Genomic DNA, 21,859 nt, shown 5'->3' on the forward strand with positions numbered 1-21,859 from the left:
AGGTCGATTGGGCTTCAACCGCATGCAATGCGCGGTCATAAGTCGGAAAGGTCCGGTAGGCGGCGGGAGCGCCAGGCCCACCCCCGCGCCCGCAAGCCCTATCTCCTGGGCGGCCTGATCCGTTGCCGCCACTGCGGATACGGCTTCTGGGGCGTCGCCATTCGGACCCTGCGTCGCGGGTCAGTGCGGTACTATGCCGACGGTGGCTTCCTGGCCAGGGGCCTAGCCGTCTGCCGGAGCACGCAGATTCGGGCCGACGAGTTGGAGGCGTGGGTGCTGGGCAAGGTGCGGGACATGATCTTTGGTAACGCCGAGACGATGACGGCGGCCGTGGACAGGTTCGTCAAGAACATCTTGGCCAAGGACGGCGGCAACGGGCATGACATCGCCGCCGTGGAGAAGGAACTGGCCGCCCTGAACAAGCGTATCCGGGCGACCGCTGCCATGCTGGCCGACTCCAACTTGGCCGACCTGGAAGAACTGAAGGCGACGCTGGTGGAACTGAAGCGCCGTCGCGAGGTTCTGGAGGCACGGAAGACTCAGGTGGCCGCCAACGGCGAGCCGCTGGATGAGCGGGCCTTGCGCCAGTGGGCGACGGACAAGTTCCGCCGGATGGCCGACGCGGCGGAAGGGTCGCTGCCGCTGCCGGAGACCAAGCAGCTGCTCCAGACCTTCATCGACCGCATCGAGATCGACCCCGAGCGCCGCTTCGGATGCATGTACGTCCCCGCCGACGCCCATGCCCACTTGGCCGAAACTACCAGACGAGGACACCACTGGGCGCTGGCCGGTCCGTGCGTCATGCCAACCACGATGGTCCAAGGCGACTCTTTGGGCGGGCCTCGGGCCCTTTGCCAAGCCGAAGCCTTGCTGTACAATGAAAACCCCCAGACCCAACCGCCTGCGAGGGACAAGATTCGCTACGGAGGTTCGGCAGATGTTCAGACCCACTTGGGCCATCCACGCCTGTTTTGTGCAAATGGTCGTCTTGGCTGTGTTGACGGTTTCGCAACCGGCCCTGTCCCAACAAACCCCCGGCGGCTCGGATGAAACCATTACCCCAGAGCAGCGCAAGCAAATCGAGGCCGCCAAATCCGTGGCCGAACTGACCAGCCTTGCCAAGCAGTACCTGCTGGTACGCAAGGAAGCCGCTGCCCGGTTGTGCGTCGAGCAGATTTGCGCAAAGGAACCGGAGCAACTGACCCATCCCGAGGTGCAGACCAGCTCGAAACAATGGAACGATTTCTGGTTCACCTGTCGGGCGGAAATGAGGGCCAGGCAACTCTTGCCGAAGGATGCCGCCGGTCGTGTGGAGCTCGCCCGCTGGCTTAAGCAAGGGGGCGTCTACGAGCCGGCCCGCAAACTCGTACAGGAGGCACTCCAGATCGAGCCCGGTCTTCCGGATGCTAAGGAACTCCTCAAAGAACTGGAGCCTCCCATCCAGTTGGATTTCCGCTATGCCTTGAACAGGCCCGTCCTGTTGACCGAGTATATGGATCAGAGCGTAAAGGTCGAGAGCGGCCGGGGTTACTTATTGCTCCTGGCGCCCGTGCGATATCGCGCCACGGAGGTGAAACTCTCCCTCATCCCGGGAGCCATCAAGGTGACAACGGACGTGGGCAAGATGGCCCGCGTGCTCGGTCTGCTGCTCACGGAAGAGCCTCCCAAGGTTGACGTGCGAGCCGCCGGCGGGGCTGCTGTGGCCCCAATCGAGCCAACAGCTCCGGTTCCCCCTGTTCCTGCAAAGGAAGTGCCGGATAGTTTCACCAACACCCTGTACGAACGGCTCCAGATCGAACTCAAGAGCGGCGCTCCGACGCTGACATGGCACAACACCTTCGTTTCGCGCCCAGCGACTCCAGCCGAGCGTACCACCGGCAGCCCGCGAACCGCCGGCGGCGCCCGCGGCACAACCGGCGGTACGAGTGCCCGTGAGGCACTGGCGGAGAAACGAGGCGAGATCCCCGTCAACGGCTGGCTCGGCTTGCTGATCAGGTTTCCTGAAGAGGCAAATGTGGTGACGATCGAGTTGCCGGAGGCTCCTCCCGAGTCGATCGACCTCAAGCTGCTCAGACTCACGCAACAGCAGGCGTCATCCGGCCAGCCATCAACGGCGAAGCCGGATGAAAGCCTCAAAGCTGTCAGCAAGTTTACCGCCGACCCGTCGGCCCCGACGGCCCAACTCGCGTTGGCGTGGATCGGACGAAACGTCTCGGCTCAAACGGGACCAACGGGGCAGGCCTCCGTCGCCGAACTCGAAGCGGTTCGGGCCCTCTTGGCGGCCGGCGGGCACCCGGACCGGCGGGTCAGGAGAGCAGGCTTTGATGGTCTCATGGAATACCCCAGTTCGCTGCCCGAGCAAGCCCTCGATTATCTGCGGGAGGAGGCAGATGAGAAAACGCTCGCCGGCCTGCTGGAGGGGGTGAGCGATGTTCTAGCCGCGGGCACAAGCCGGGACACGACGGCAGCGAGCGTTTTCCCCAGTGGCCCAGCCGAACCGGGATTGAGCAAGATCCTTGAAGCCATGCCTGCGTCGCAGGCACCGGCCAATGCCTTCGTGATCCTGGGTGCGTGCGTCAACTCGAAACGGGATCAGGCCCGCCAGGAGGCACTGAGCATCCTGCTGAACGACGGAACCCAGCAGAGCCTCCAGATCCTGGCAGACCGAGAACTTCGAAAGAGCGCCCTGAAGGCACTTGCCGGCCAGTTCAGCTCGATTAAGAACCCCGACCTGAAAGCTGCCATCCTGCGCATGCTGTTGGTCAACCCCGACAGCGCGACGGTCAACAGTTGTCTGGCGGCGTGCGGCGAGCTTGTCGTTAAGGTGTCCTCAGACGAAGATCCGCTTCTGACCGCCCTGCGGGCGGAGAAGGAAAAGGTCGATCCGAAAGCCAAGCAGGCGTTGCTGCTTTTGCTCAGCCGTTCAGATCTTAGCGACGTCGCCAACTCACCGAAATTTGTTGAAATCCTTAAATCCGTGAAGGAAGAAAACGATAAGGAACCGGCCGTGAAGTCGGCCCTGCTGACGATGGCGGCGTCCCAACTCAACCTGGCTTACCAGGCACCGTTCCCGCGGACAATGCAGGTCGGCACACCCTCGCCGGAAGACCAGGCGACTGCCTGCGAGAAGGTTCTGGCCGAGGGAGCCATGGACCCGAAGGTCGACCGGGCATCTGCTGAGAAAACCGCCCTGATGCTGGTTGCCTCCGGACGTATCAACGCGCTCAAAGATGAGTTCGTCAAGTCCAGAGATGCCGAGCGGTGTACGGGCATCATTCAGACGCTCGCCAAGACCAAGGAACTCTGGAAACGCGAGTCTTTGCCGGTCTTTCTTGCCGCGGCGCTTGGCAACGAAAGCGAAGAGGTCCGCAAGGCGGCGCTCTCCGCGCTTGCCATACTTCACGATAACTCCGACAAGAACGACCGGTGGCGAGTCAACCTCGCCATTCAACAAGGTCTGGATATCAACAAGATCGTGGAGTTGACATTCAGCCCCGTGACCCGGGTCGCCGAGCAGGCTACCACATTGCTCAAACGCACCATTGGCATGACATCCCAAGAGGCTCGGGATTTTGACGCCAGCGGCGGCGTCCCGGCCCGCGTAACCTGTCTGACCGAGCGCATTCTGGGCGAACGAGCCAAGAATCCCGTGGGTCAATATGCTTGCCTCGTTTTGGTCGATGCCGAGATTACCGCCCAACCCGGCACAACACCGACAGGCCCAACAGTGACACAGACCGGTCCGGTCCGCCGAACCAACATCCCTCTGGCCTCCGGCCGAGTCGCCATCAGGCGAGGCAACGGCAAATCGCTGGAAATCCTCGCGGATGACGTCGAGATTGGCCGATTAAGCGGGCCGGAAGACGGGGCCGGAGGGTCGGCCTCTTCGCTCCAGGTGGGCAGCCTGCCGATCAATCCGGGTGAGCTCCTCGCCGAGGCCCTGAGGTCCGATGACGCTCGAAGGGAAGGACTTTCCGGCAAGGTCAACCTGCGATCCGTCAGGGACGGTTTGAAGCAGGAGAAATGCGAGCTCAAACCCGAGGCGATGGGCGGATGGTCGGCTGAACTGACCATCAGCCCGCAGGGGGCGTCGGACAGCCCCATCCGAATCGTGGGAGCCAAGATCATCTTGCAGCCGTTGATTCCATGACAACTCCGCAGCATCAGCGACAACCTCTCGGCGACAGAAAGAGCGGCCCACGATTGGCCGCTGCTCTTGCCGGGTTAGCCTGCCTGGGCTGCATGCTCGGTTGCGAGCAGCCGAGGCGAACCTATCGCCTGCCCCCGGACTGTCTGCCTGTTCGCTACGAAGCCGCGACGACACACGCGACATGCCTGGTCAGCAGCGTGGTGATGGCGAGCAACTACCTGCTCGGCGACCGCAGACTGAGCGAACGGGGGGTCCAAGTGGATCTCAAGCGCCTTGGCTACGATGAGACCCGCGTCGGGGATTTCAAGGCCTACCTGCGACAACTTCCGGAGCGGCTGTATCTCGTCACTCTGACGGGCCAACTGGACGCCAAACCGCCAACCGGCCTCCGGTACTGGCTGGAGCAACGGGGCTACCCGGTCATCTGTGTGGTCAACCGCGATCCGGCGGCCGATCCGGGTTTCAACCATGCCGTTCTTGTGATCGGGATTTCCAAGAACCACAAGGGCCTTTCGGCCGATATAGTCCATTATCTGGATCCCTCGTCGGTGCAGCAGCTACACTCTGACCCCATCGACGAGTTCGAGACGATCTGGGCCGGCGGCGATCACGCCATGATGATCGTTTGCCAAGAGCCAACATAAGGTCTTATCTTGAAGGGAGATAGGGTATGCCGCGCTTACTGACGCTCGCCCTGGCAATAGCCGTCATGATGGTCCTGCCTGCCGTCGTCTCAGCCGCTCCGCCAAGCCGCCCATTGCCCCTGACGTCCGCGCATTTCAGCGAACTCCAGAAACTGCAGGCCGATGACGAACATGCAACCGTGGCGGACATCCGTGCATCTTTCAAATCCGAGCACGAGCAACAACTCGAAAGAACGCGTCTGGCGGATGACATCTCCACGGGCGTAATGCTCATCGGGTACCCGGCGCTCATTGTCGGCCTGTTGATCTGCGCGGCTCCGCTGTAGCGCGGATTTACACCTTCCGCTTTCTGGCCGATCATCGGATCGACTTTCAGTCGGCCGAGCTTGCCTTGGCATGACAGGGTGAACCTCTCGGGCCAGACCTCCATTTGTCCCTGAAATGTTGAAGCCGCCCACACTTTGAGAATCACGCAAACGGCTGCCTGAAACCCTCGCCGTCGACGATGGGCGGGCGCTGCGGGCGGTCAATCTAACATCACGCCGGTGCTGCTCATGGTCAGATCCGCATGCAGGACACCTTTTTGCTGACGCATCAGGTCGGCCAGCTCACGGACACGGCTGGCTCTTGCCTGCACTACGATCACCTCGGCGCAAAGCTCACGTGACAGGTGAACATGGGTGGTCACCTTGACCGCCGTGTGGTGGTGGTGCTGGAGGTGAATCAGCTTCTCGGAAAGCTGTCGGCGGTGATGATTGTAGATCAGGGTGATCGTACCGAGGACTTCGCGATCTTTATCCCATTCGGTCTCGACAAGCCTCTCTCGGATCATGTCCCGGACGTACTCCGAACGGTTGGTATAGCCGCTCTGCTTGACCAACTTCTCGAGACGATCATAGAGCGGCTTCTCGATCGACAGGCTCAATCTGATCAGTTCGGACATTGCCGACGCCTCCCGAAAGACGACTGTGAACGCTCAATGGGAAAGCTAGGAAGGCCCGGTCAGTCTGTCAAGGACTCCCGTGGCGCGACAGGCGACGGGCCCTTATCGGGACGTCCGACGTTTCAGCATCGCTTCCGGAAACCTTTGCCGAACCGGACCTTCTGTTTCGGCTCGGCCCGACTTTGCATCTTGGCGAGCAATCCTCTATCATGCCGGAGTTCCGGCCGTAGTTGGCCTGGTGCATTCTCCAGGGTCTCCCCTGCCAGAGAAGAAGAGTAGCTGAAAGATTAAACAGGAGCACTTTGCGCAGGAGAAGTCATCGATGGCAAAACACGTGGCAGTGGTTGGCGCCACCGGCGCCGTGGGGCAGGAATTCATTCGCGTCCTTGAACAGCGGAGCTTTCCGTGCGACAAGATCACCTTCCTGGCATCGGCGCGGTCGGCCGGTAAGACGATCAAGTTCAGGGGTGCGGACCACACGGTGCAGGAGCTGACCGACGCCAGCTTCAAAGGGGTTGACCTGGCCTTGTTCTCGGCCGGGGCCTCGATCAGTCGCCAATTCGCCCCGATCGCCGTCAAAGCCGGCTGCGTGGTGGTGGACAATTCCTCGGCATTTCGGATGGACCCGGACGTGCCGCTGGTGACCCCCGAGGTCAATCCTGAAGACGTCAGGAAACACAAGGGTATTATCGCCAACCCCAACTGTTCGACGATCATCATGGTTGTACCGGTCTTCCCCCTGTATAAGGCCAACCGGATCAAACGGTTGGTCATCAGCACCTACCAGGCCGCCAGCGGGGCCGGATACCAGGCGATGCTCGAACTCGAGCAACAGGCCAGGGACTTTCTCGCCGGCAAGCCGGTGACCAAGAAGGTTCTGCCCCATCAGATCGCGTTCAATCTCTTCAGCCACAACAGCAAAGTCGGTGAGAACGGCTACAATGAAGAAGAGATGAAGATGGTTAAAGAAACCCGCAAGATGTTCCACGACGACGAGATTCAGATTACGGCCACCTGTGTACGCGTGCCGATTATCCGGGCTCACAGCGAGGCCATCAACATCACCTTTGAGAAGCCGATGAGCGAGGACCGGGTTCGTGAGATCCTGGCCAGGGCTCCGGGCGTAAAGCTGGTCGATGACCGCGTCAGGAATTACTTCCCGATGCCGATTGAATCGTCGGACCAGGACGACGTGTTCACCGGCCGCATCCGGCAGGATATCAGCCAACCCGACGGTTGCGGCATCGACATGTTCATCAGCGGCGACCAACTCCGCAAAGGCGCCGCTCTGAACGCCGTCCAGATCGCCGAGCTTCTGTAACGCCGCATAACCGAGAGGTTTTCCCAACGGCCGGTCCACCCGCACCGGCCGTTGTTTTCTCGGATTCATCATCAAAAGAAGCCGCGTGCCGGCCCTGTTCCTTCAGCAGGCCGCAATACGCCTGCTGCCCCACCCGGCAAGCTGCCTCGAATGAGAGATCACGCGCAGCATCTCCCCCCTCGGTCCCCCGTGCGCACGGATCTCCAGGCCACCCAATTGTGACCGTTCTTTCACGTTCCCGGCCAGGTGAAGGGCGAGGTGTTCCAGCCCCAGTCCCAGTTCCAGTTGCTGCCGATTCCGTTCCAACCGCCGGTGAACCCGCCGGTGAACATGTTGGTTACCAGGTTGCTAAGGTCGTAGGGGTCGATGATACCGGTGGCGGTGCCTGCAATCAGGGCGATGGCTCCATCCCGCAGGGACCGCCGAAGAATGTCGCCGCAGCCCGGCGATAGCAGCGTTCCTCCTCCCAGTACAGCCGCCAGCGTCAGCCGTAACGCCTTGTGTCTCGCAGTTGCCGGCATGGATTCCGTCCTGACGGTGGAGAGTCCCGCGGCGCGACCCGCGCACCGGTCGCCGCGCTCCACCGAATGTCCATTATATCCAGGCGGTTCTGAAATGGAATCTTGCGCGAAGAGGTCGGAGCAAGAGTACCTTCCGGACCTGTTCCGACTGCCGGACAGGATACCGAATAGGAATCCGACCCCGTTGTGAGCCGGCGCTACGAGTCAAGCTGGGCCCTGGCCGTAAGCCCCAGGATGTAGCCCGAGAACTTCCGCAGAAAGATCTCATCGATCGGCCCGAAATGCTCCTCGAACAACTCCAACTCCTGCTGCGGGGTGGGGTCGTCCCCGGGCAGACGCGAGCTCACGTCCAACAGGTAAGCGGCCAACTGTTCCCGCTGATTGCGCTGGAGGTAGTGTGCCAGGCCCCATGCGACGGCGTAGTTGTGCAGGCCTGCATCGCCGCGAGCGTTGAGAAGCTCGGGATTCAGGATAAGCTCCTTGGGCGAGACCATACGGCCGGTCTGAATGGCCGTCTCGTAATCGCGGCTGGTCAGCCGTCGTTTGGTTTGACCGCCGACGCCGACTCTGAAATCCTCCAGACGTGCTGCGTTCAGCGCCGAGAAGCCGCTGCCGGGCGGGCCTGGCGGCGTCTCGAACAAACACGCCAGCCCTTCAATCAGCCACTTGGGATTGCCGGCCCCCCGAACGTGCAGACCCGCGTTGAACAGCGTCTGATGAGCGGTCTCATGCTGGATCACCGTCTGATTGATCTGGTCGCAGTATCTCTGTTGGCGGGCCTCCACTTTCTTGAGCTCAGCACGAGCCTCGTTCAGCTTCTTGTTCACGCGTTTCTCCACCTCGGCCTTGCTGCCGACGATGCGTTCGCCGTCCGAAAACCGAACCTCGATGATGCCGCCGTTGGCGGGCATGTTCCGCAACGACTGCTGAAGATTGTTGATGTTGGCGTTGCTCGCGGCGATTTGCTCCTTGAGCCTGAGAACCTGCTCGTCGTTGGTGGCATTGAAAAAATAGGACCGATTAGTCTGCTGGTGGTAGATCCCGAAGGTGCCCCCGGCGTTGACGCCCAGGCGGGCAACATGCCGTTCGTAGGTGGGCCGCTTGTCGAAGAAGATGACTTCCAGGCGGCGATCAGGCCAACGGGCCTGAACGCCGTTCATCTCGCAGAAAAGGAAGACCATGTGATAGGTCTGCTCGAGGCGGATATCCAGTTCGCGGGCAACCTCGTCGGCCGTGTCATAGGCTATCAGGAAATGCGACGTGCGTTTGACCTTGAAGTTTGGACCGGCCTGCTTGGCCAGCAAGGCCTCCTGCGAGGGATCCCGCTCCAAAACCGGTCCGCGCGTGGTCGCGGCTTCGCCGGCTGCAACCGCAAGCCACGCCGCGGCGAGGCACCATGCCCATAACCGATTCATTCGCATCTCCTGATTATATGCTCGTTTCCGCCTCTTGGCCGCACCTGCGATTGACCCACTGCCGCCGTTTGCATACCATCCGACCACCGAACCGCCGTGACCGTCGTCGCCGGCCGCCCACTCAAGGAGAAAACGAGACCCAGGCGCCGACGAGGGCACCGGTAAGGAGGCGCAACCCCGTGGAGAGACATCTATGAAAGCGCAAAAGAGCTGGCAGGCCCGCTTCTCGCAGGCGGCCGACGTACTGACCGAAAACTACGTCGAGAGCCTCTCCTTTGATCGACGCCTCTGGAAATACGATATTGCCGGCAGCATCGCCCACGCCGAGATGCTCGCCGAGGTAGGGCTGATCGGCAAGTCGGACTGCCGGGCGATCAAACGCGGCCTCATGGAGATTGCATCGGATATTGAGGCAGGCAAATTCAAGTGGGATCCGGCCTGCGAGGACATTCATATGGCCGTGGAGGGGGCCTTGATCGCCAAAGTCGGCGAGCCGGCCAAGCGGTTGCACACCGCAAGGTCGCGCAATGACCAGGTGGCTCTGGACCTGCGACTGTACACCCGGGATGCGATCGATCTGGATGTGCTCCCCCTCCTGGCGGACCTCCAGGCGGCGCTGGTTGACTCGGCCGAGAGATACGCCGATGCGGTGATGCCCGCCTATACGCACATGCAGCGGGCCCAGCCGATCAGTGCCGGCGCCTACCTCTTGGCCTATGTCGAGCAATTCCAGCGAGATCGGGACCGGTTTTCCGACGCCCGCAGGAGGGTGGACGTCTGTCCGCTGGGATCGGGGGCCCTCGCCGGCTCGACCCTGCCGATTGACCGGGAAGCGGTTGCCAAGCGACTGGGCTTTTCCTCCATAACCCGTAACAGCGTCGACGCGACCGCCGACCGCGATTTCATCGTCGAGTTTCTGGCGGCGGCGGCGCTGTGTGCGTGCCACCTGTCGCGTCTCGCCGAGGATCTGGTCCTCTACATGTCGCAGGAATTCGGGTTCGTGACCATCGCGGACGCGTTCTGCACGGGTTCGTCGATGATGCCGCAGAAGAAGAACCCGGATGTCATGGAGCTGGTTCGCGGCAAGACCGGTCGGGTCTACGCCGCCCTGATGGGTATGCTCGCACTGACCAAGGGGTTGCCGATGGCCTACAACCGCGACCTCCAGGAAGACAAGATCCACCTGTTCAGCGCTCACGATACGTTGAAGGCGTCGGTCGAGATCACGGCGGCGGTGATTCGTAACACGACCTTCAACACCGACCGGCTGTTGGCCGCGACGGACAGGGGCTTCATGGACGCGACGATCCTGGCCGAGTACCTTGTCGCCAAAGGCATTCCCTTTCGTCAGGCTCATCATCACGTGGGCACGCTGGTGGCATACGCCGAGAAAGACAACCGCGAACTGGGCGGTCTGACGCTCGACGAATTCACAAAAGTGTGCGATCGGATCGGCAAGGACGTGTACCAATACCTTGGAGCGGCCAACGTCGTGGCGCGTTATCGCAGCCCCGGCAATGCGGGGCCGGCATCGGTAAGGGAGCAGATCGGTTTTTGGAGGAAAGCGCTCTCCCGGGCTGTCAACCATCTTGGGAATCCATCTCACTCAACTTGCCCCCGAGCCGAGTAGGCCCGGCGAGGCCTGCTTTGTGTCGGGGGCTTGTCCTGTAGACGCAGACGACGCAGATCGGCATGGGTTCAGCCAACGGATTCATGCGGTTTGCCCGCCTCTTTCCGCATCGCACTGCGCTTGAGTTGCGGCCCGCAAAAAGGCGGTTCGACCGGGTGGTTTGATGACTGTAATCGAAGGTGATAGACTGTAGCGTGGAGTTATGGAGGGAATCCACCATGGCGACGGCTGTCTCTCTGCTCTTAACCGCTGTTCTATGGACCCGGTCGGCTCCGGCATCTGCTCCCGCCGCGGTGGTCGACGGGGAAATCGTTCGCCTCATTCGGGATCTCAACCATCCGCAACCCGCGCGACGTAAGGCTGCTGCTGAGCGATTGACGGAGCTCGGCGACGCTGCGGAGGAACCCCTGGAGAAGGCCCTGCCCGACCAGCCGGCCGAGGCCCGGATAGCCATCACCGGCATCCTGAAGGACATTCGGCTGTCGCGTCGCGGGGCGCTCGTGCTGCTGGTATTTCCGCGCGGGCAGGCATGGTATGGGGGCGTTCGACCGGGGGATGTTCTTCTGGCGGTCGATGGTGAAGCGATCAGCGATGTTGAGGCCTGGTCCAAAGCCGAGGAGACCCGCTTCCGGAATCGGGCGCGGACGGTGCGTCTGCGACGGGATAAGCGAGTTTACGATAGGAAGTTTAGAGAAGGAAAATACGGTATACAATGGTGTATGTATCAGTCGGGTTGGGGCGATCATCTGGCCGAGGCGGCCCGCGAACACGACGTGGGCAACTATGCCGCGGCGGTCGCGGCCATCGAGAAGGCCATTGAGGCGGGAAACGAGCTCGGCGTCGATGTGGAAGCCGTCCAGGGAACGCTGGGTTTGATTACCCGATGCCGCTATTACGCCCTGCCGCCTGCCGAACGGCCGGCGTATCTGGACATGATCCTCAAGAAACCCCCGTACATAAATCACCTTGCCGCCATCATCGGATTCGCAACGTCCCTCAATCCCGAAGACCTCCACCTGCACGACGAGATTTGCCGGAGGATCATCAGGGGGGGCGACATGGTGGAGTGGGCGCATGACCAGCTCACGTATCGGCTGGTGTTCAAAGAGCGGCGCTACGCCGAGGCTCTGGTCGAGCTGCTCAACCCGGCCCGCGCGGGGGAGAAGCGCCGACCGGAAGACCAGGCGCACGCCCTCCACAAGCTGGCAACCTGCCTGGACGCGCTGGGCGCGGATGCCGAATTGTCGGTCGTGCTGGATCGCCTGGCGGCCTTTCCGCAGGGCCGCGTGCGGTTTGGGTGGCTCTTTCCTGCGGCGGTCAGGATCGGCCGGCTGAAATTGTGCGAGGACGTCTTGCCACAGATTCCCGAAGGATCAGACGCAGAGGGCGAGCAGGCCTACTGGGAGTACATACATGCGAAAGATCGCCTCTATCAAGTCTACCTGCGGCAGGGGCAGGTGGATGACTTTCGCCGTGCGCTGGCCAGAGGTCTGGCGGACTTGGGCTTTGCTCAGGATGCCCGCCTCTACTCGGCCTGGTGGCCGAAGACCGCCGATCTTTGGGCCCGGCACGCTGAAGAAGAGCTCAAGTACGCGCCGGCGATGAACCTCGACTACCTCTTGAGCGCCCTCGCTTTTCAGGTGGACCCGAATGTCGCAAAACTCGAGAAGGCCATAGAATTCTGCGAAGCAGCGCAGCGCAACCGGTTGACCCCGAGCTTTCACCGGGCGAGATTGGAGGCGCTCAAAGGCAATTACGCGGCGTCGCTTGATTGGTACGAGAAGATACGGGCATATGACCAGGAGAACAAGCCCTGGAACAAGCCGTGGGACATCTTGCCTGAGACGGAGGCTGTTCGGTTCCTATCTGAACACGCCAAGGACCTCACCGGCCAGGACGAGAAGTGGCGGCGCGTGCTGTACGCCTACAAGACGGATGACGGCACTCGCTACCTGATTACGCGGGACATTCGCATCGGAAAGGCATCGCCTGATGGCCGGGTCACCGAGATCCCGTTGCCCGAGCCGGGTTGGTGGCCTTACAGGTTGGCCGACGGTCTCATCGTGTCGGACAGCGGCCGTACGGTGTTGGCCGTCAGCCGCGAGCAGGTCTACCAGCTCCAGCCCGACGCGGCAGGTTGGTCGTTGCTGATGCACATCCCCTTCAGCCAGCGTGGCTGGGCGATCCATAAGTATGCCCCGTGGGCCGACGAGCTCGCGGCCGAACTGCGATCGCACCCGCCCCAAGCGCGCTCCATCGTTCTGCCGGAGGAGTTCCCCGACCACAACAACAATGCTCCCATCGAGCCGGTCATGTTGGGCGACGGCACCTGGTTGTACTGCGAGGCGAAACCTCACCGGATGTTCAATCTGTCAACAATGCTGGCCCGACAGCTTGGCCGGCAGGTTCAGATCTACAGCATCTTTCGGTCCAGCAGGGCCGGAGTTCTCTACCTCGGCACCGAACGGGGACTCTATCGGTGGGTGCCCGGTGAGGACCGTTGCGAACCGATGCCACTCCCAGGCCAGAACCCGGCTCCCCCGGTCAGGATCGTGGTCAAGCAGCTACCGTACCCGGATGACTTTCAGCCTTTTGCGGCTGTCTTGCCGTCCGCCGGCGGGGCAATGTTCCTGATAGACACGAAAACGCAGCAGGTAACGCCCACCCCATGCGTGAATGAGCTACTCTCGGCCTCTTACTGGTCCTCACGCTCACCAGCCGATCGGATAGCGGAGGCCAAGGCCACGTTGGTTGCCGCCCGCCTGGATTGGGATGTGCTGCGTTTGGCGGCATCGAGGCCGGTCGAGTAACAGAATGAGAGAATCAAGAACGGCCTTCGCCTGCCTGACCAATCGGGGCCTTGTCGGCCCGGGTCGCTCGCTTTGCGCGGCAAGAAAACCGTTGATTCCGGTCAGGCCAGCGTCACTGAATTCTGATTAACAAAACTGGTAAAACGCGTGACTTCTCCTGATGCGGGTCCGATGCTGTCCCACGAATGGTCCATGAATCCAAAAAGCCGGCCAAGAAAGCCGCTGCATGTCCGGACGGAATCCCGTTTTCTTCTTGACCACAAGAACGTCCGCAAGGTATGATGCATCGTGATACGAGGCGATGGAGAGCGCGGGTTTAGTGCAACTCTTACCCAAGACCCTGCGCGGTAATCGTGGTTATGGCAGGAGGGCGACGCAGGATTCGTAGCTTGGGCCAATTGCCTGAAGGTCACTTGGTTGCTCCGTTGGGAAGGTGTGTGTTCTTGCATTCTCGTTTCTTGGAGGGCCTGTCATGTGCAGATGGTTTTGGGGTTTCTGCCTGGTCGTGGCTGTCGCGATTCCCGCTTCAGGTCAGACGCAGTATCCGATTTTCACAGAGGACTTCGAGTCGGGATTGGACGCTTGGACAGTGCTGGCGTATGACCCGACGGGGGGGGTGAACAACAATACGCCGCTAGTCTTCGATTCCACGGGAGCCGGCATCTACGGTGCAAACATCGGCTACCCTGGCTCCCAGTCAGTCGGTTTTTCGTCGAATCTGGCTCCTTGGGACGGCCAGCAGCCCCAATGGATCGAGATCCAGTGGCCCGGTCTACTTGAGCCGGGCATCTATGACGTCGTGATCGTCGTAGATCGATATGTCTACTTTGACGGCGACGATCCGCCGAACGGACCAGGCGACGAGGACCCATGGGGGGTCGGGAATCGCGTTTACGTGCTGACCGACAGCAAATACGACAATCCCGTCATGAATTACGATGGCGACATGGGCATCGACGGTGTTCGCTGGAGTAAGTGGTCCAATAAGGGGGAAGGCATCTGGGAAATCGGCGCCATCAATCGTGGTCAGGATATTGAGACAACCACGGGCAACGTCGAACTCCGGCTTTTGTTTCACGAGAAGTACGCGCACTACAACACCGTGGCCTGGGACAATCTCACACTGACTCTTCGCCGGCCGGGCGGATCGGTTGTGTTCACTTACCCGGCGGGCACGGCCGGAACGCTGACCACGCGAACCGATGCCGACAACGGCGTGGTTACGCTCGGCGCGGGCCACGGCTTGCAGCCGAATGACATGGTCGACGTTTCATGGGCAGGACCGGCAGGATCCGGCGGGATACGCCGCATGAAGGTGAGCAGCGTCAGTGAGAACGAGGTGACGGTTTGGGCTGCCGTAGGTGCCGCCGACGCTTTGCCCGCCCAAGGCACGGCCGTGGTGGTGAACAAGCCGGAGGATTTCGAGGACGGCCTGGCCGGCTGGACGACGAAACTGTACGGACCGAAGCCCAACGATACGCCAATCCTGTTCTCCGCCACCGACCCGCTGCTCTACGACAACGTGGACAATCCGGGTTCACAGTCGGCCGGCTTCTCGTCAAACATGGCAGAAATGGACTTCACCGGTGCCGCGTGGATGCAGCAGCAGTTCCCGGCCGCCGTTCCTGCGGGGGAAACCTACGTCGCAACGTTCGAATACGACTGCTATGTCTACAAGGAACCGGGTGATCCATGGGGCGTTGGCAACCGGATGTATGTTCTGACGGACGACCAGTACAACCAACCGCTATGGGATTTTGATAATGGTGATCGCGGAAACGGCTTCAGCGTTGACTACTGGCCGGGGTGGCTCAATAACACGGTTGATTGGAGTCTCAACGGGCATTGGCAACACGTCGTCACGCAGCAAACGATCTCCACGACCACGGGTAATATCGAGGTCCGTCTGCTGCAGCACGACAAGCATCCCGGTCCTCAGGCGGTCGCCTGGGATAATCTGTCGCTGACGCTTACCCGTGTTCCGCCGCCCTGCGGTGATAATCGTTTTGACCGTGATGGCGACGGAGACGTGGATCAGGCTGATTTCGCCGCCCTTCAAATGTGCTTTACCGGCGATGGGGATCCCGCTTTTCTGTTCGACGCGGGGGCCTGTTTCTGCTTCGACACCAACAATGACCTGGACGTTGACCAGACGGACCTGTTAGCGTTCGAGAATTGCGCTTCCGGGCCTGGTGTGGCTGCGGACCAGGCATGTGATGATTCGCTGCCGCCGCCGGTGGTCCCCGATTGAGAGGCGGTGATGACCGACACATTCCCTTCACGGCGGTAGGCCGGCGTCAGATTGGGCTGCAGGATAAGAGACCAAGGCCGGTGGGGTGCTGCCCATCCCACCGGCCGTTCGTCTTGTTGTGGCCTGGAACGGCGTGGAATCGTGTCCCCTGTACGTACGACTCAAATGCGACGGACCGGCGCGGGCTTCAGCGTCGAGTCGGAATCACCGCCGGGCGCCCGATCGAGTAATACTCGAAATCGCGGTTTCGCATCGCGTCGAGTGAATAGAGGTTGCGCCCGTCGAAAATGATGGGTTGGCGCAGGCGCCGGCGGATCTCCTCGAAAGTGGGCGAGCGGAACTCGTTCCACTCGGTGACGATGACCAGAGCATCGGCGCCATCAAGGGCTTCGTAGCCGGATTCGTGGTACGTGATCCGGTCGCCGAGCAGCTTGCGGAGGTTGGGCAGAGCAATCGGATCGTGGGCTCGGACGGCGGCCCCCGCTTCGAGCAGCTTGTTGATGGTCGTAACCGCCGGGGCTTCGCGAATATCGTCGGTCTTGGGTTTGAAGGACACGCCCCATATCGCGAAGCAGTAATTGTTCAATGATCCGCCGAATCGAGCGACGATCTTGCGGAAGAGGATCTCCCGCTGCCGCTCGTTGACCTGGTGAACGCTGTCGAGCAGATCGGCCTGCACGCCGGCTTTTCGGGCGGTGTGCACGAGAGACTGAACATCCTTGGGGAAGCAACTGCCGCCATAGCCCGCGCCCGGATAGAGAAACTGGAAACCGATGCGTCGATCGGAGCCCATTCCGAGTCGGACTTCGTTCACGTCGATGCCCAGGGCATCACAGACATTGGCGATCTGGTTGATGAAACTGATGCGGGCGGCCAGGTAGGAGTTGGCGGCGTACTTGCTCATCTCCGCGGCCTTGCGGTGCATGATGTAGATGGGTCGCTGATTGCGAACGAAGGGTTCGTGCAGCTCCCTGATGACCGAGGCGGCTTGCGGGTCCTCGGCACCGATCACCACGCGATCGGGCCTGAGAAAGTCCTCCACCGCGGTTCCTTCCTTGAGAAACTCGGGGTTGTTGACGACGTTCACGCGGTGTTTTGCCCGGCGGTTGATTCGTTCTTCGATCTCGTCGCCTGTTCCGATGGGAACGGTGCTCTTGAGCACGACGATTTTCGGCCGGTCGGCGTGATCGGCGATGTTGTCGGCAACCTCCCGGACCGCGGTCATGTCGGAGGAACCGTCATCGCGAGGCGGGGTGCCGACGGCGATGAAGACCACGTCTCCGTGTTCGATGCCCTTGGGGATGTCGGCGGTGAACCGGAGCCGGCCGGCCTTCGTGTTGGCTTGAAGCAATTCGGACAAGCCGGGTTCGTAGATGGGACACTCGCCCCGAGTGAGCGTATTGATCTTCTCGGCATCCTTGTCGACTCCGACAACTTCGTTTCCAGTGTCGGCCAGGCAGGCACCGGTGACCAGACCGACATACCCTGTACCGATGACAGTGAGTCTCATTGCGTCGACTCCGAATGGGTGAAGAATATCTCCCCCAGACTGTTTCCCTGGATTATCGGCATCCGGTAGGGGCAAGCCAAACTGAATCCCGCTCGGCCGATTTCGCGAAACGCTTCCATCGGCGTCTTTTCAGGGGGTGTGCTGCTCCGGTAGAATGTACGGCCGAGGTGGTCGGAAGGGGATCGAACGGACCACCGCCGTTTGGGAGATCAACCGCATGCCACGTCATGGTGCTCAGATTCTGTTGGTGGACGACGAGATTGAGGTTCAGCGCGTTCTTGCTCGGACGCTCGAAAGAGCAGGATTTCAGGTGGATGCGGTCGGCTCGTTTCAGGAGGCCCGCAGGGCCGTCGATCAACGCAAGTACCATCTCCTGCTCGTCGATCTGTCGCTGCCCGATCAGTCGGGCATTGACCTGATTCGGGATGTCCGAGGCCGAGACGAGTCTCCGTCAATCATCATCATTACGGGGCATCCCTCTGTGCGGACGGCTACGGAGGCAATGCAGCTCGGCGCGAGAAATTATCTGACTAAGCCGATATCGCCTGCGGCTCTCGTGGAGGCGGTTGAGTTCGTGCTGTCCAGCGACGGCGTTCTGATCAACAGCGAGGAACAGTTCATCGCGGAACTCGGGCAGCGACTCAAACTGGCAAGGCACGAGACGGACCTTACGATGAAGGCTTTGGGAGAACGTATCGGCATCAGCCAGGCCCAGATATCGCAAATCGAAGCGGGTCTGAGTGCCCCATCAATGACGACACTGTTTCGGCTGGCAAGAGCTTTACGCGTCAAACTCGCGGATCTCTTCAAGGGAATGTGATTGTTCGCCTGGTCATCGACTGCGAATCAGTCGCAGGAATCGTCGTTGCACCCTCTCCATGGCTGCAAGATCTACCACGGAGTAAAGACCAAAGAGCAGAGTGCCGCACACGCAGGCCAGCCGGCCCGCCATTCCGCCCGAAGCGGCCGGTTCAAGGCTGATGAATGTCAAGGCCGCCATGACGAGCCAGGGCAGGACGCTGATGATCCAAAGGACGTCGGCTGCGGCAGCGAGGGCCCCGGGGCCGGCTTCATCCGAAGCGGCTGACCGGCGGAGCTGGTTCAACAGCCTCGTGTCCAGGGGGGCCAGGAGGCGGTGAATCCCCACCCAATGGAGCAGCGGCAAGAGATAGGCGAACGTCCAGAAGGTCCGACCGATCTGCAGCATCTTTGCCCGCCGGAAGGCAGGAAGCAAGGTTGCCACTGACGCCAGACCAAGCAACGGTTTGAGAACGGCGTTGGCCGTCTCACGGGGCGTTCCCGGGGGAAGGAAAACCGCCGGCCAAGGCGCGACTGCAGCAAAGAAGAGCGTGATCGGCAGCGCCAGGATGAGCAGAGTTGGACCGAATCGGACCGCTTCCTGGTCCGCTTCCGGAAGAGGTTTTTCTGCAAAGCTGGCCAGATCCGTGGCCAGTTGCACGGTCCACGAGAGGGTCAGCATGTGGTCGAGCCAGAGCATTGCCAGGAGGGCCAGCAGGATCAACGGGGCCTGAGTTCCCTTGACGATCATGAGCATGAGCATCAGCAACAGGGCCAGGACACGGGTGATGACGACGAACTCCAGGCTGCCTTCAGGAAAGAAGCGAAACCAGTTGCGACGCTGTTCGAGATGGTTCTGGCTCATCAGGTTGTGCTTCTCCGGTTTGCCGGGGGCGGAGGGGAGAAAGGCTTGCGCCGGTCGTGGGTCGCGGGTGTCTCTTTCTCGATCCCGGCCATATTGAATCTCCAGATGGCGGCCAGCACCGCGCCAATGGTCAACATGAAGACGAGGACCGCGTACCGGGTGCGGATGAAAATGACGGATGTGCCGACAATCACGAACGCCAAGGCGAGTACATAGCTGATGGCCGCAACCCGACGCACGCTGAGGCCCCGGTCCCTGAGCTGGTCGTAGTAGTGGCTCCGGTCGCCGATCATGATCGGCCTGCCATTTCGCCACCGCCGGGCCATTGCCAGCAGCATGTCGGCAACCGGGAGCCCAAATATGATGGTCGCCCCGATCATCCAGCGGACGATGCGCTGTTCTCCAAACATCAGAAGCAGTACCGCGGCGTTGAAACCGAGCAGCATGGATCCGGCGTCGCCCATGAAAATCTTGGCAGGGTTGACGTTGTAAGGCAGAAAACCCAGGGCCGCACCAAGCATGCCCATGGCCAGGACGACGCGGTCATCGCCCAGTGGCGAACTCGGATACACCACGCGCAGATGAACGGCCAAAATCACGAAGCCTATGGAGATAATGCCGAGGACGCCGCTGCACAAACCGTCGAGACCGTCAATCAGGTTGGTGGCGTTGCAGGCGGCGACCACGATCACGATGGTTACCGGTACAGAGTACATGAGCTCGAGCCAGCGATCTTCCTGGCTGAACTGCATGCCGCTGTACCGCGTCACCACGTTGATGAGATCATCGCCGATTCCCAAGCAGATGAGAATCACGGCAACGCCGATATTGCACGCCAGTTTGACCAGGGGCGGCATCACTCGCAGGTCATCGAACAACCCGATCAACATCGTTGCAAAGCCTGCCAAGGCGACGCCGACCATCACCCAGCTCGTTACCATTGTGTTCGTCATCCACAAGGCTAGGAGGATGGCAGTAGCCCATCCGGCAAAGATCGCTACACCGCCGAGATAGGGGATGGGGTGCCCGTGAGGTTTGAGGAACTCATCTGGCTGGTCGACGATACCTCTGCTCAGGGCCATTTTCCGGACAATCGGAGTAACGATCAGGGCAACCAGGAAAGCCGCTAGCGCAACCAACCAGAACTGTCGGACGATCCCGCCCCAGGCGCGAAAAACATCTCCCCAGGACGCGAACACAGGATCGGCCGGAGCCGTCGGTGTGGCAAGAGTCGCAAGTGTTAGAAACATATGGACTTAGCCTCGACGACTAGCTTCCTTGGGTTCCCGGAAACTCCATGCCTTGCCTGTTGCCCATCATGCTGGTGGTCGGCTAATAGGATCGGCAAAACCGGCCCCGTGCATCTGGCGAAAGTTGCCCATCATGCTTCGTCCCAACAGGCACCGTCCATCCGTAAGGCTGATGGCAGTGGCAGCCGCGTTGACGGATGGGCGTCTGCGATCCGGCTTCTGAGAACAACGCGGGCAAAAACGCCCATTCGCGGGGCGCATTTTCGCCTGAACGTACGTTTTCGTAAAGATCCGTAAGCCCGAGCGGATGTTGGTGGGCAGAATCCCTGACGCGGGCGTGGTTGCGGCACGATTGCGATCCCCGGCCGTGCCGGTCGGATTGCATGACGCCCTTGCCAATCACCCCTCTGCCGGTAATCTGTCGGGCACAAAACGGGGACATGAACCGCAGCCCATCATTGGAGTCTGTCTGATGCGAGTTTTGTTGGTCGGTAGCGGTGGAAGAGAACACGCCTTGGCATGGAAACTGGCACAGTCAAAGCGGGTGAGCAAGTTGTACTGTGCTCCCGGCAATGCCGGAACGGTGGACGTGGCCGAAAACGTGCCTATCAAAGCGGAAGATGTTCCAGGGATCGTGAAGTTTGCCCGTGAGCAGAAGATCGACTTGGTGGTGGTAGGGCCCGAGGATCCGTTGTGCATGGGGTTGGTCGATGAACTGACGACCGCAAGGATCCGGGCGTTCGGACCGTGCAAGGCGGCGGCCCGATTGGAAGGGGACAAAGCCTTTGCCAAGGAGATGATGCGGCATCGTTCTTTGCCGACCGCCGAGGCCAGGATTTTCACCAAGTATCGCGACGCAAAGGCATATGTGGCCACGCGCGACGCAGGGGTAGTCGTGAAGGCTGCCGGCTTGGCCAAGGGAAAGGGCGTGATCGTTTGCGACGACCCGGCGGCAGCCTTGATTGCTCTCGAACGTGTGATGGTTGCCAGGGAGTTCGGGGACGCGGGTGACACAGTGGTGGTCGAGGAGAGACTGACCGGCCCAGAAGTGAGCGTTCTGGCGTTTGTCGATGGTCACAACATCTACGTGATGGAAAACGCCCAGGATCACAAGCCGATCGGTGAGGGTGACACCGGCCCGAACACGGGCGGAATGGGAGCATACAGCCCGACGACGTTGGTCGATGACAAGACACTCCGGCAGATTGAGGCGGAGATTCTGGTTCCGATTATCGATTGCCTTCGCACAGAGGGGATCACCTACAAGGGTGTGTTGTACGCCGGCCTGATGCTGACCACCGGCGGGCCGAAGGTCCTGGAGTTCAACTGTCGCTTCGGCGATCCGGAAACCCAGCCACTGATGATGAGGCTTAAGACCGATCTTGTCGATGTCTTCGAGGCGGTGATCGACGAGAGGCTCGACAGCATCACGCTCGATTGGGACCGGCGGGCAGCGGTCTGCGTGGTGATGGCATCCGGCGGTTACCCGGGCGACTATCAGGGCGGCAAGCCGATCACGGGACTGGCCGAGGCGAATGCAATCCCGGATGTGGTCGTCTTTCACGCCGGTACCAGGATGGTCGGTGGTCAGGTCGTTACGGCAGGGGGACGCGTCCTCGGAGTGACGGCTCTGGGAGAGACGTTCGAGGCCGCCCGTAAACGCTGTTACGAGGCCGTGGCCAAGATTCATTTCGAAGGTGCCTACTATCGTCGCGATATCGGGGCTCGCGCGCGAGGATGAGGAACACTTC

At 61.0% G+C, this 21,859-nt stretch carries 16 protein-coding genes; 10 read left to right on the forward strand and 6 right to left on the reverse strand.

The window, feature by feature from the left end; genetic code table 11:
- The 4 genes from PLL20_11310 to PLL20_11325 form a co-directional block, all read left to right on the forward strand.
- Positions 1–1,050, forward strand: a 1,050-nt coding sequence (locus PLL20_11310; GenBank protein ID HPD30575.1) for a zinc ribbon domain-containing protein, incomplete at its 5' end; no start/stop codon positions are given.
- Positions 938–4,150, forward strand: a complete 3,213-nt coding sequence (locus tag PLL20_11315; GenBank protein ID HPD30576.1) for a hypothetical protein — start codon at positions 938–940, stop codon at positions 4,148–4,150. The genes PLL20_11310 and PLL20_11315, both read left to right, overlap by 113 nt.
- The gene (locus PLL20_11320) at positions 4,147–4,794 is read left to right on the forward strand and encodes a hypothetical protein (GenBank protein ID HPD30577.1); all 648 of its coding nucleotides are present in this window, start codon (positions 4,147–4,149) and stop codon (positions 4,792–4,794) included. Before PLL20_11315 ends, PLL20_11320 begins: the two co-directional genes overlap by 4 nt.
- Positions 4,795–4,820: 26 nt before the next feature.
- Positions 4,821–5,120, forward strand: coding sequence for a hypothetical protein (locus tag PLL20_11325; GenBank protein ID HPD30578.1), 300 nt, complete (start codon positions 4,821–4,823; stop codon positions 5,118–5,120).
- A gap of 200 nt (positions 5,121–5,320) precedes the next feature.
- Here PLL20_11325 and nikR read toward each other — a convergent pair whose 3' ends face one another.
- The gene (gene nikR / locus PLL20_11330) at positions 5,321–5,737 is read right to left on the reverse strand and encodes a nickel-responsive transcriptional regulator NikR (protein ID HPD30579.1); all 417 of its coding nucleotides are present in this window, start codon (positions 5,735–5,737) and stop codon (positions 5,321–5,323) included.
- Positions 5,738–6,059: 322 nt separating this feature from the next.
- Here nikR and PLL20_11335 point away from each other — a divergent pair, with 322 nt between their 5' ends.
- A complete protein-coding gene (locus PLL20_11335) occupies positions 6,060–7,058 on the forward strand; it encodes an aspartate-semialdehyde dehydrogenase (GenBank protein HPD30580.1) in 999 nt (332 codons plus the stop codon).
- Positions 7,059–7,288: 230 nt separating this feature from the next.
- Here PLL20_11335 and PLL20_11340 read toward each other — a convergent pair whose 3' ends face one another.
- Both PLL20_11340 and PLL20_11345 read right to left on the reverse strand, forming a co-directional pair.
- Complete coding sequence (locus PLL20_11340) at positions 7,289–7,579, reverse strand: hypothetical protein (GenBank protein ID HPD30581.1); 291 nt, start codon at positions 7,577–7,579, stop codon at positions 7,289–7,291.
- A gap of 197 nt (positions 7,580–7,776) precedes the next feature.
- Positions 7,777–8,994, reverse strand: coding sequence for a DUF1570 domain-containing protein (locus PLL20_11345; protein HPD30582.1), 1,218 nt, complete (start codon positions 8,992–8,994; stop codon positions 7,777–7,779).
- Positions 8,995–9,187: 193 nt separating this feature from the next.
- Here PLL20_11345 and argH point away from each other — a divergent pair, with 193 nt between their 5' ends.
- From argH to PLL20_11360, 3 genes are all read left to right on the forward strand, one after another.
- The gene (argH, locus tag PLL20_11350) at positions 9,188–10,624 is read left to right on the forward strand and encodes an argininosuccinate lyase (protein HPD30583.1); all 1,437 of its coding nucleotides are present in this window, start codon (positions 9,188–9,190) and stop codon (positions 10,622–10,624) included.
- Between the two features lie 218 nt (positions 10,625–10,842).
- Complete coding sequence (locus tag PLL20_11355) at positions 10,843–13,434, forward strand: PDZ domain-containing protein (protein HPD30584.1); 2,592 nt, start codon at positions 10,843–10,845, stop codon at positions 13,432–13,434.
- Positions 13,435–13,906: 472 nt separating this feature from the next.
- Complete coding sequence (locus PLL20_11360) at positions 13,907–15,685, forward strand: hypothetical protein (protein HPD30585.1); 1,779 nt, start codon at positions 13,907–13,909, stop codon at positions 15,683–15,685.
- Between the two features lie 187 nt (positions 15,686–15,872).
- Here PLL20_11360 and PLL20_11365 read toward each other — a convergent pair whose 3' ends face one another.
- Complete coding sequence (locus tag PLL20_11365) at positions 15,873–17,195, reverse strand: UDP-glucose/GDP-mannose dehydrogenase family protein (GenBank protein ID HPD30586.1); 1,323 nt, start codon at positions 17,193–17,195, stop codon at positions 15,873–15,875.
- Positions 17,196–17,412: 217 nt separating this feature from the next.
- Here PLL20_11365 and PLL20_11370 point away from each other — a divergent pair, with 217 nt between their 5' ends.
- Positions 17,413–18,015, forward strand: coding sequence for a response regulator (locus PLL20_11370; protein HPD30587.1), 603 nt, complete (start codon positions 17,413–17,415; stop codon positions 18,013–18,015).
- A 12-nt stretch (positions 18,016–18,027) separates the two neighbouring features.
- Here the strand turns inward: PLL20_11370 and PLL20_11375 are convergent, their stop codons facing one another.
- Entirely contained in the window at positions 18,028–18,858 is an 831-nt protein-coding gene (locus tag PLL20_11375) for a hypothetical protein (GenBank protein ID HPD30588.1), read from the reverse strand.
- Entirely contained in the window at positions 18,858–20,108 is a 1,251-nt protein-coding gene (locus PLL20_11380) for an MraY family glycosyltransferase (protein HPD30589.1), read from the reverse strand. The genes PLL20_11375 and PLL20_11380 overlap by 1 nt, the downstream gene beginning before the upstream one ends.
- A 472-nt stretch (positions 20,109–20,580) precedes the next feature.
- On the opposite strand from PLL20_11380, the gene purD reads away from it, so the two are divergent.
- Complete coding sequence (gene purD / locus PLL20_11385; GenBank protein ID HPD30590.1) at positions 20,581–21,849, forward strand: phosphoribosylamine--glycine ligase; 1,269 nt, start codon at positions 20,581–20,583, stop codon at positions 21,847–21,849.
- Positions 21,850–21,859: the final 10 nt, after the last annotated feature.

It is taken from the genome of Phycisphaerae bacterium (genome assembly GCA_035384605.1).
Taxonomy (GTDB): domain Bacteria; phylum Planctomycetota; class Phycisphaerae; order UBA1845; family PWPN01; genus JAUCQB01.

What these genes read in the sequence shown, in the direction of transcription:
- PLL20_11315 (HPD30576.1), top strand. Translation starts at nt 938, where the DNA reads ATGTTCAGACCCACTTGGGCCATCCACGCCTGTTTTGTGCAAATGGTC.
- PLL20_11320 (HPD30577.1), top strand. Translation starts at nt 4,147, where the DNA reads ATGACAACTCCGCAGCATCAGCGACAACCTCTCGGCGACAGAAAGAGC.
- PLL20_11325 (HPD30578.1), top strand. Translation starts at nt 4,821, where the DNA reads ATGCCGCGCTTACTGACGCTCGCCCTGGCAATAGCCGTCATGATGGTC.
- nikR (HPD30579.1), bottom strand. Translation starts at nt 5,737, where the DNA reads ATGTCCGAACTGATCAGATTGAGCCTGTCGATCGAGAAGCCGCTCTAT.
- PLL20_11335 (HPD30580.1), top strand. Translation starts at nt 6,060, where the DNA reads ATGGCAAAACACGTGGCAGTGGTTGGCGCCACCGGCGCCGTGGGGCAG.
- PLL20_11340 (HPD30581.1), bottom strand. Translation starts at nt 7,579, where the DNA reads ATGCCGGCAACTGCGAGACACAAGGCGTTACGGCTGACGCTGGCGGCT.
- PLL20_11345 (HPD30582.1), bottom strand. Translation starts at nt 8,994, where the DNA reads ATGAATCGGTTATGGGCATGGTGCCTCGCCGCGGCGTGGCTTGCGGTT.
- argH (HPD30583.1), top strand. Translation starts at nt 9,188, where the DNA reads ATGAAAGCGCAAAAGAGCTGGCAGGCCCGCTTCTCGCAGGCGGCCGAC.
- PLL20_11355 (HPD30584.1), top strand. Translation starts at nt 10,843, where the DNA reads ATGGCGACGGCTGTCTCTCTGCTCTTAACCGCTGTTCTATGGACCCGG.
- PLL20_11360 (HPD30585.1), top strand. Translation starts at nt 13,907, where the DNA reads ATGTGCAGATGGTTTTGGGGTTTCTGCCTGGTCGTGGCTGTCGCGATT.
- PLL20_11365 (HPD30586.1), bottom strand. Translation starts at nt 17,195, where the DNA reads ATGAGACTCACTGTCATCGGTACAGGGTATGTCGGTCTGGTCACCGGT.
- PLL20_11370 (HPD30587.1), top strand. Translation starts at nt 17,413, where the DNA reads ATGCCACGTCATGGTGCTCAGATTCTGTTGGTGGACGACGAGATTGAG.
- PLL20_11375 (HPD30588.1), bottom strand. Translation starts at nt 18,858, where the DNA reads ATGAGCCAGAACCATCTCGAACAGCGTCGCAACTGGTTTCGCTTCTTT.
- PLL20_11380 (HPD30589.1), bottom strand. Translation starts at nt 20,108, where the DNA reads ATGTTTCTAACACTTGCGACTCTTGCCACACCGACGGCTCCGGCCGAT.
- purD (HPD30590.1), top strand. Translation starts at nt 20,581, where the DNA reads ATGCGAGTTTTGTTGGTCGGTAGCGGTGGAAGAGAACACGCCTTGGCA.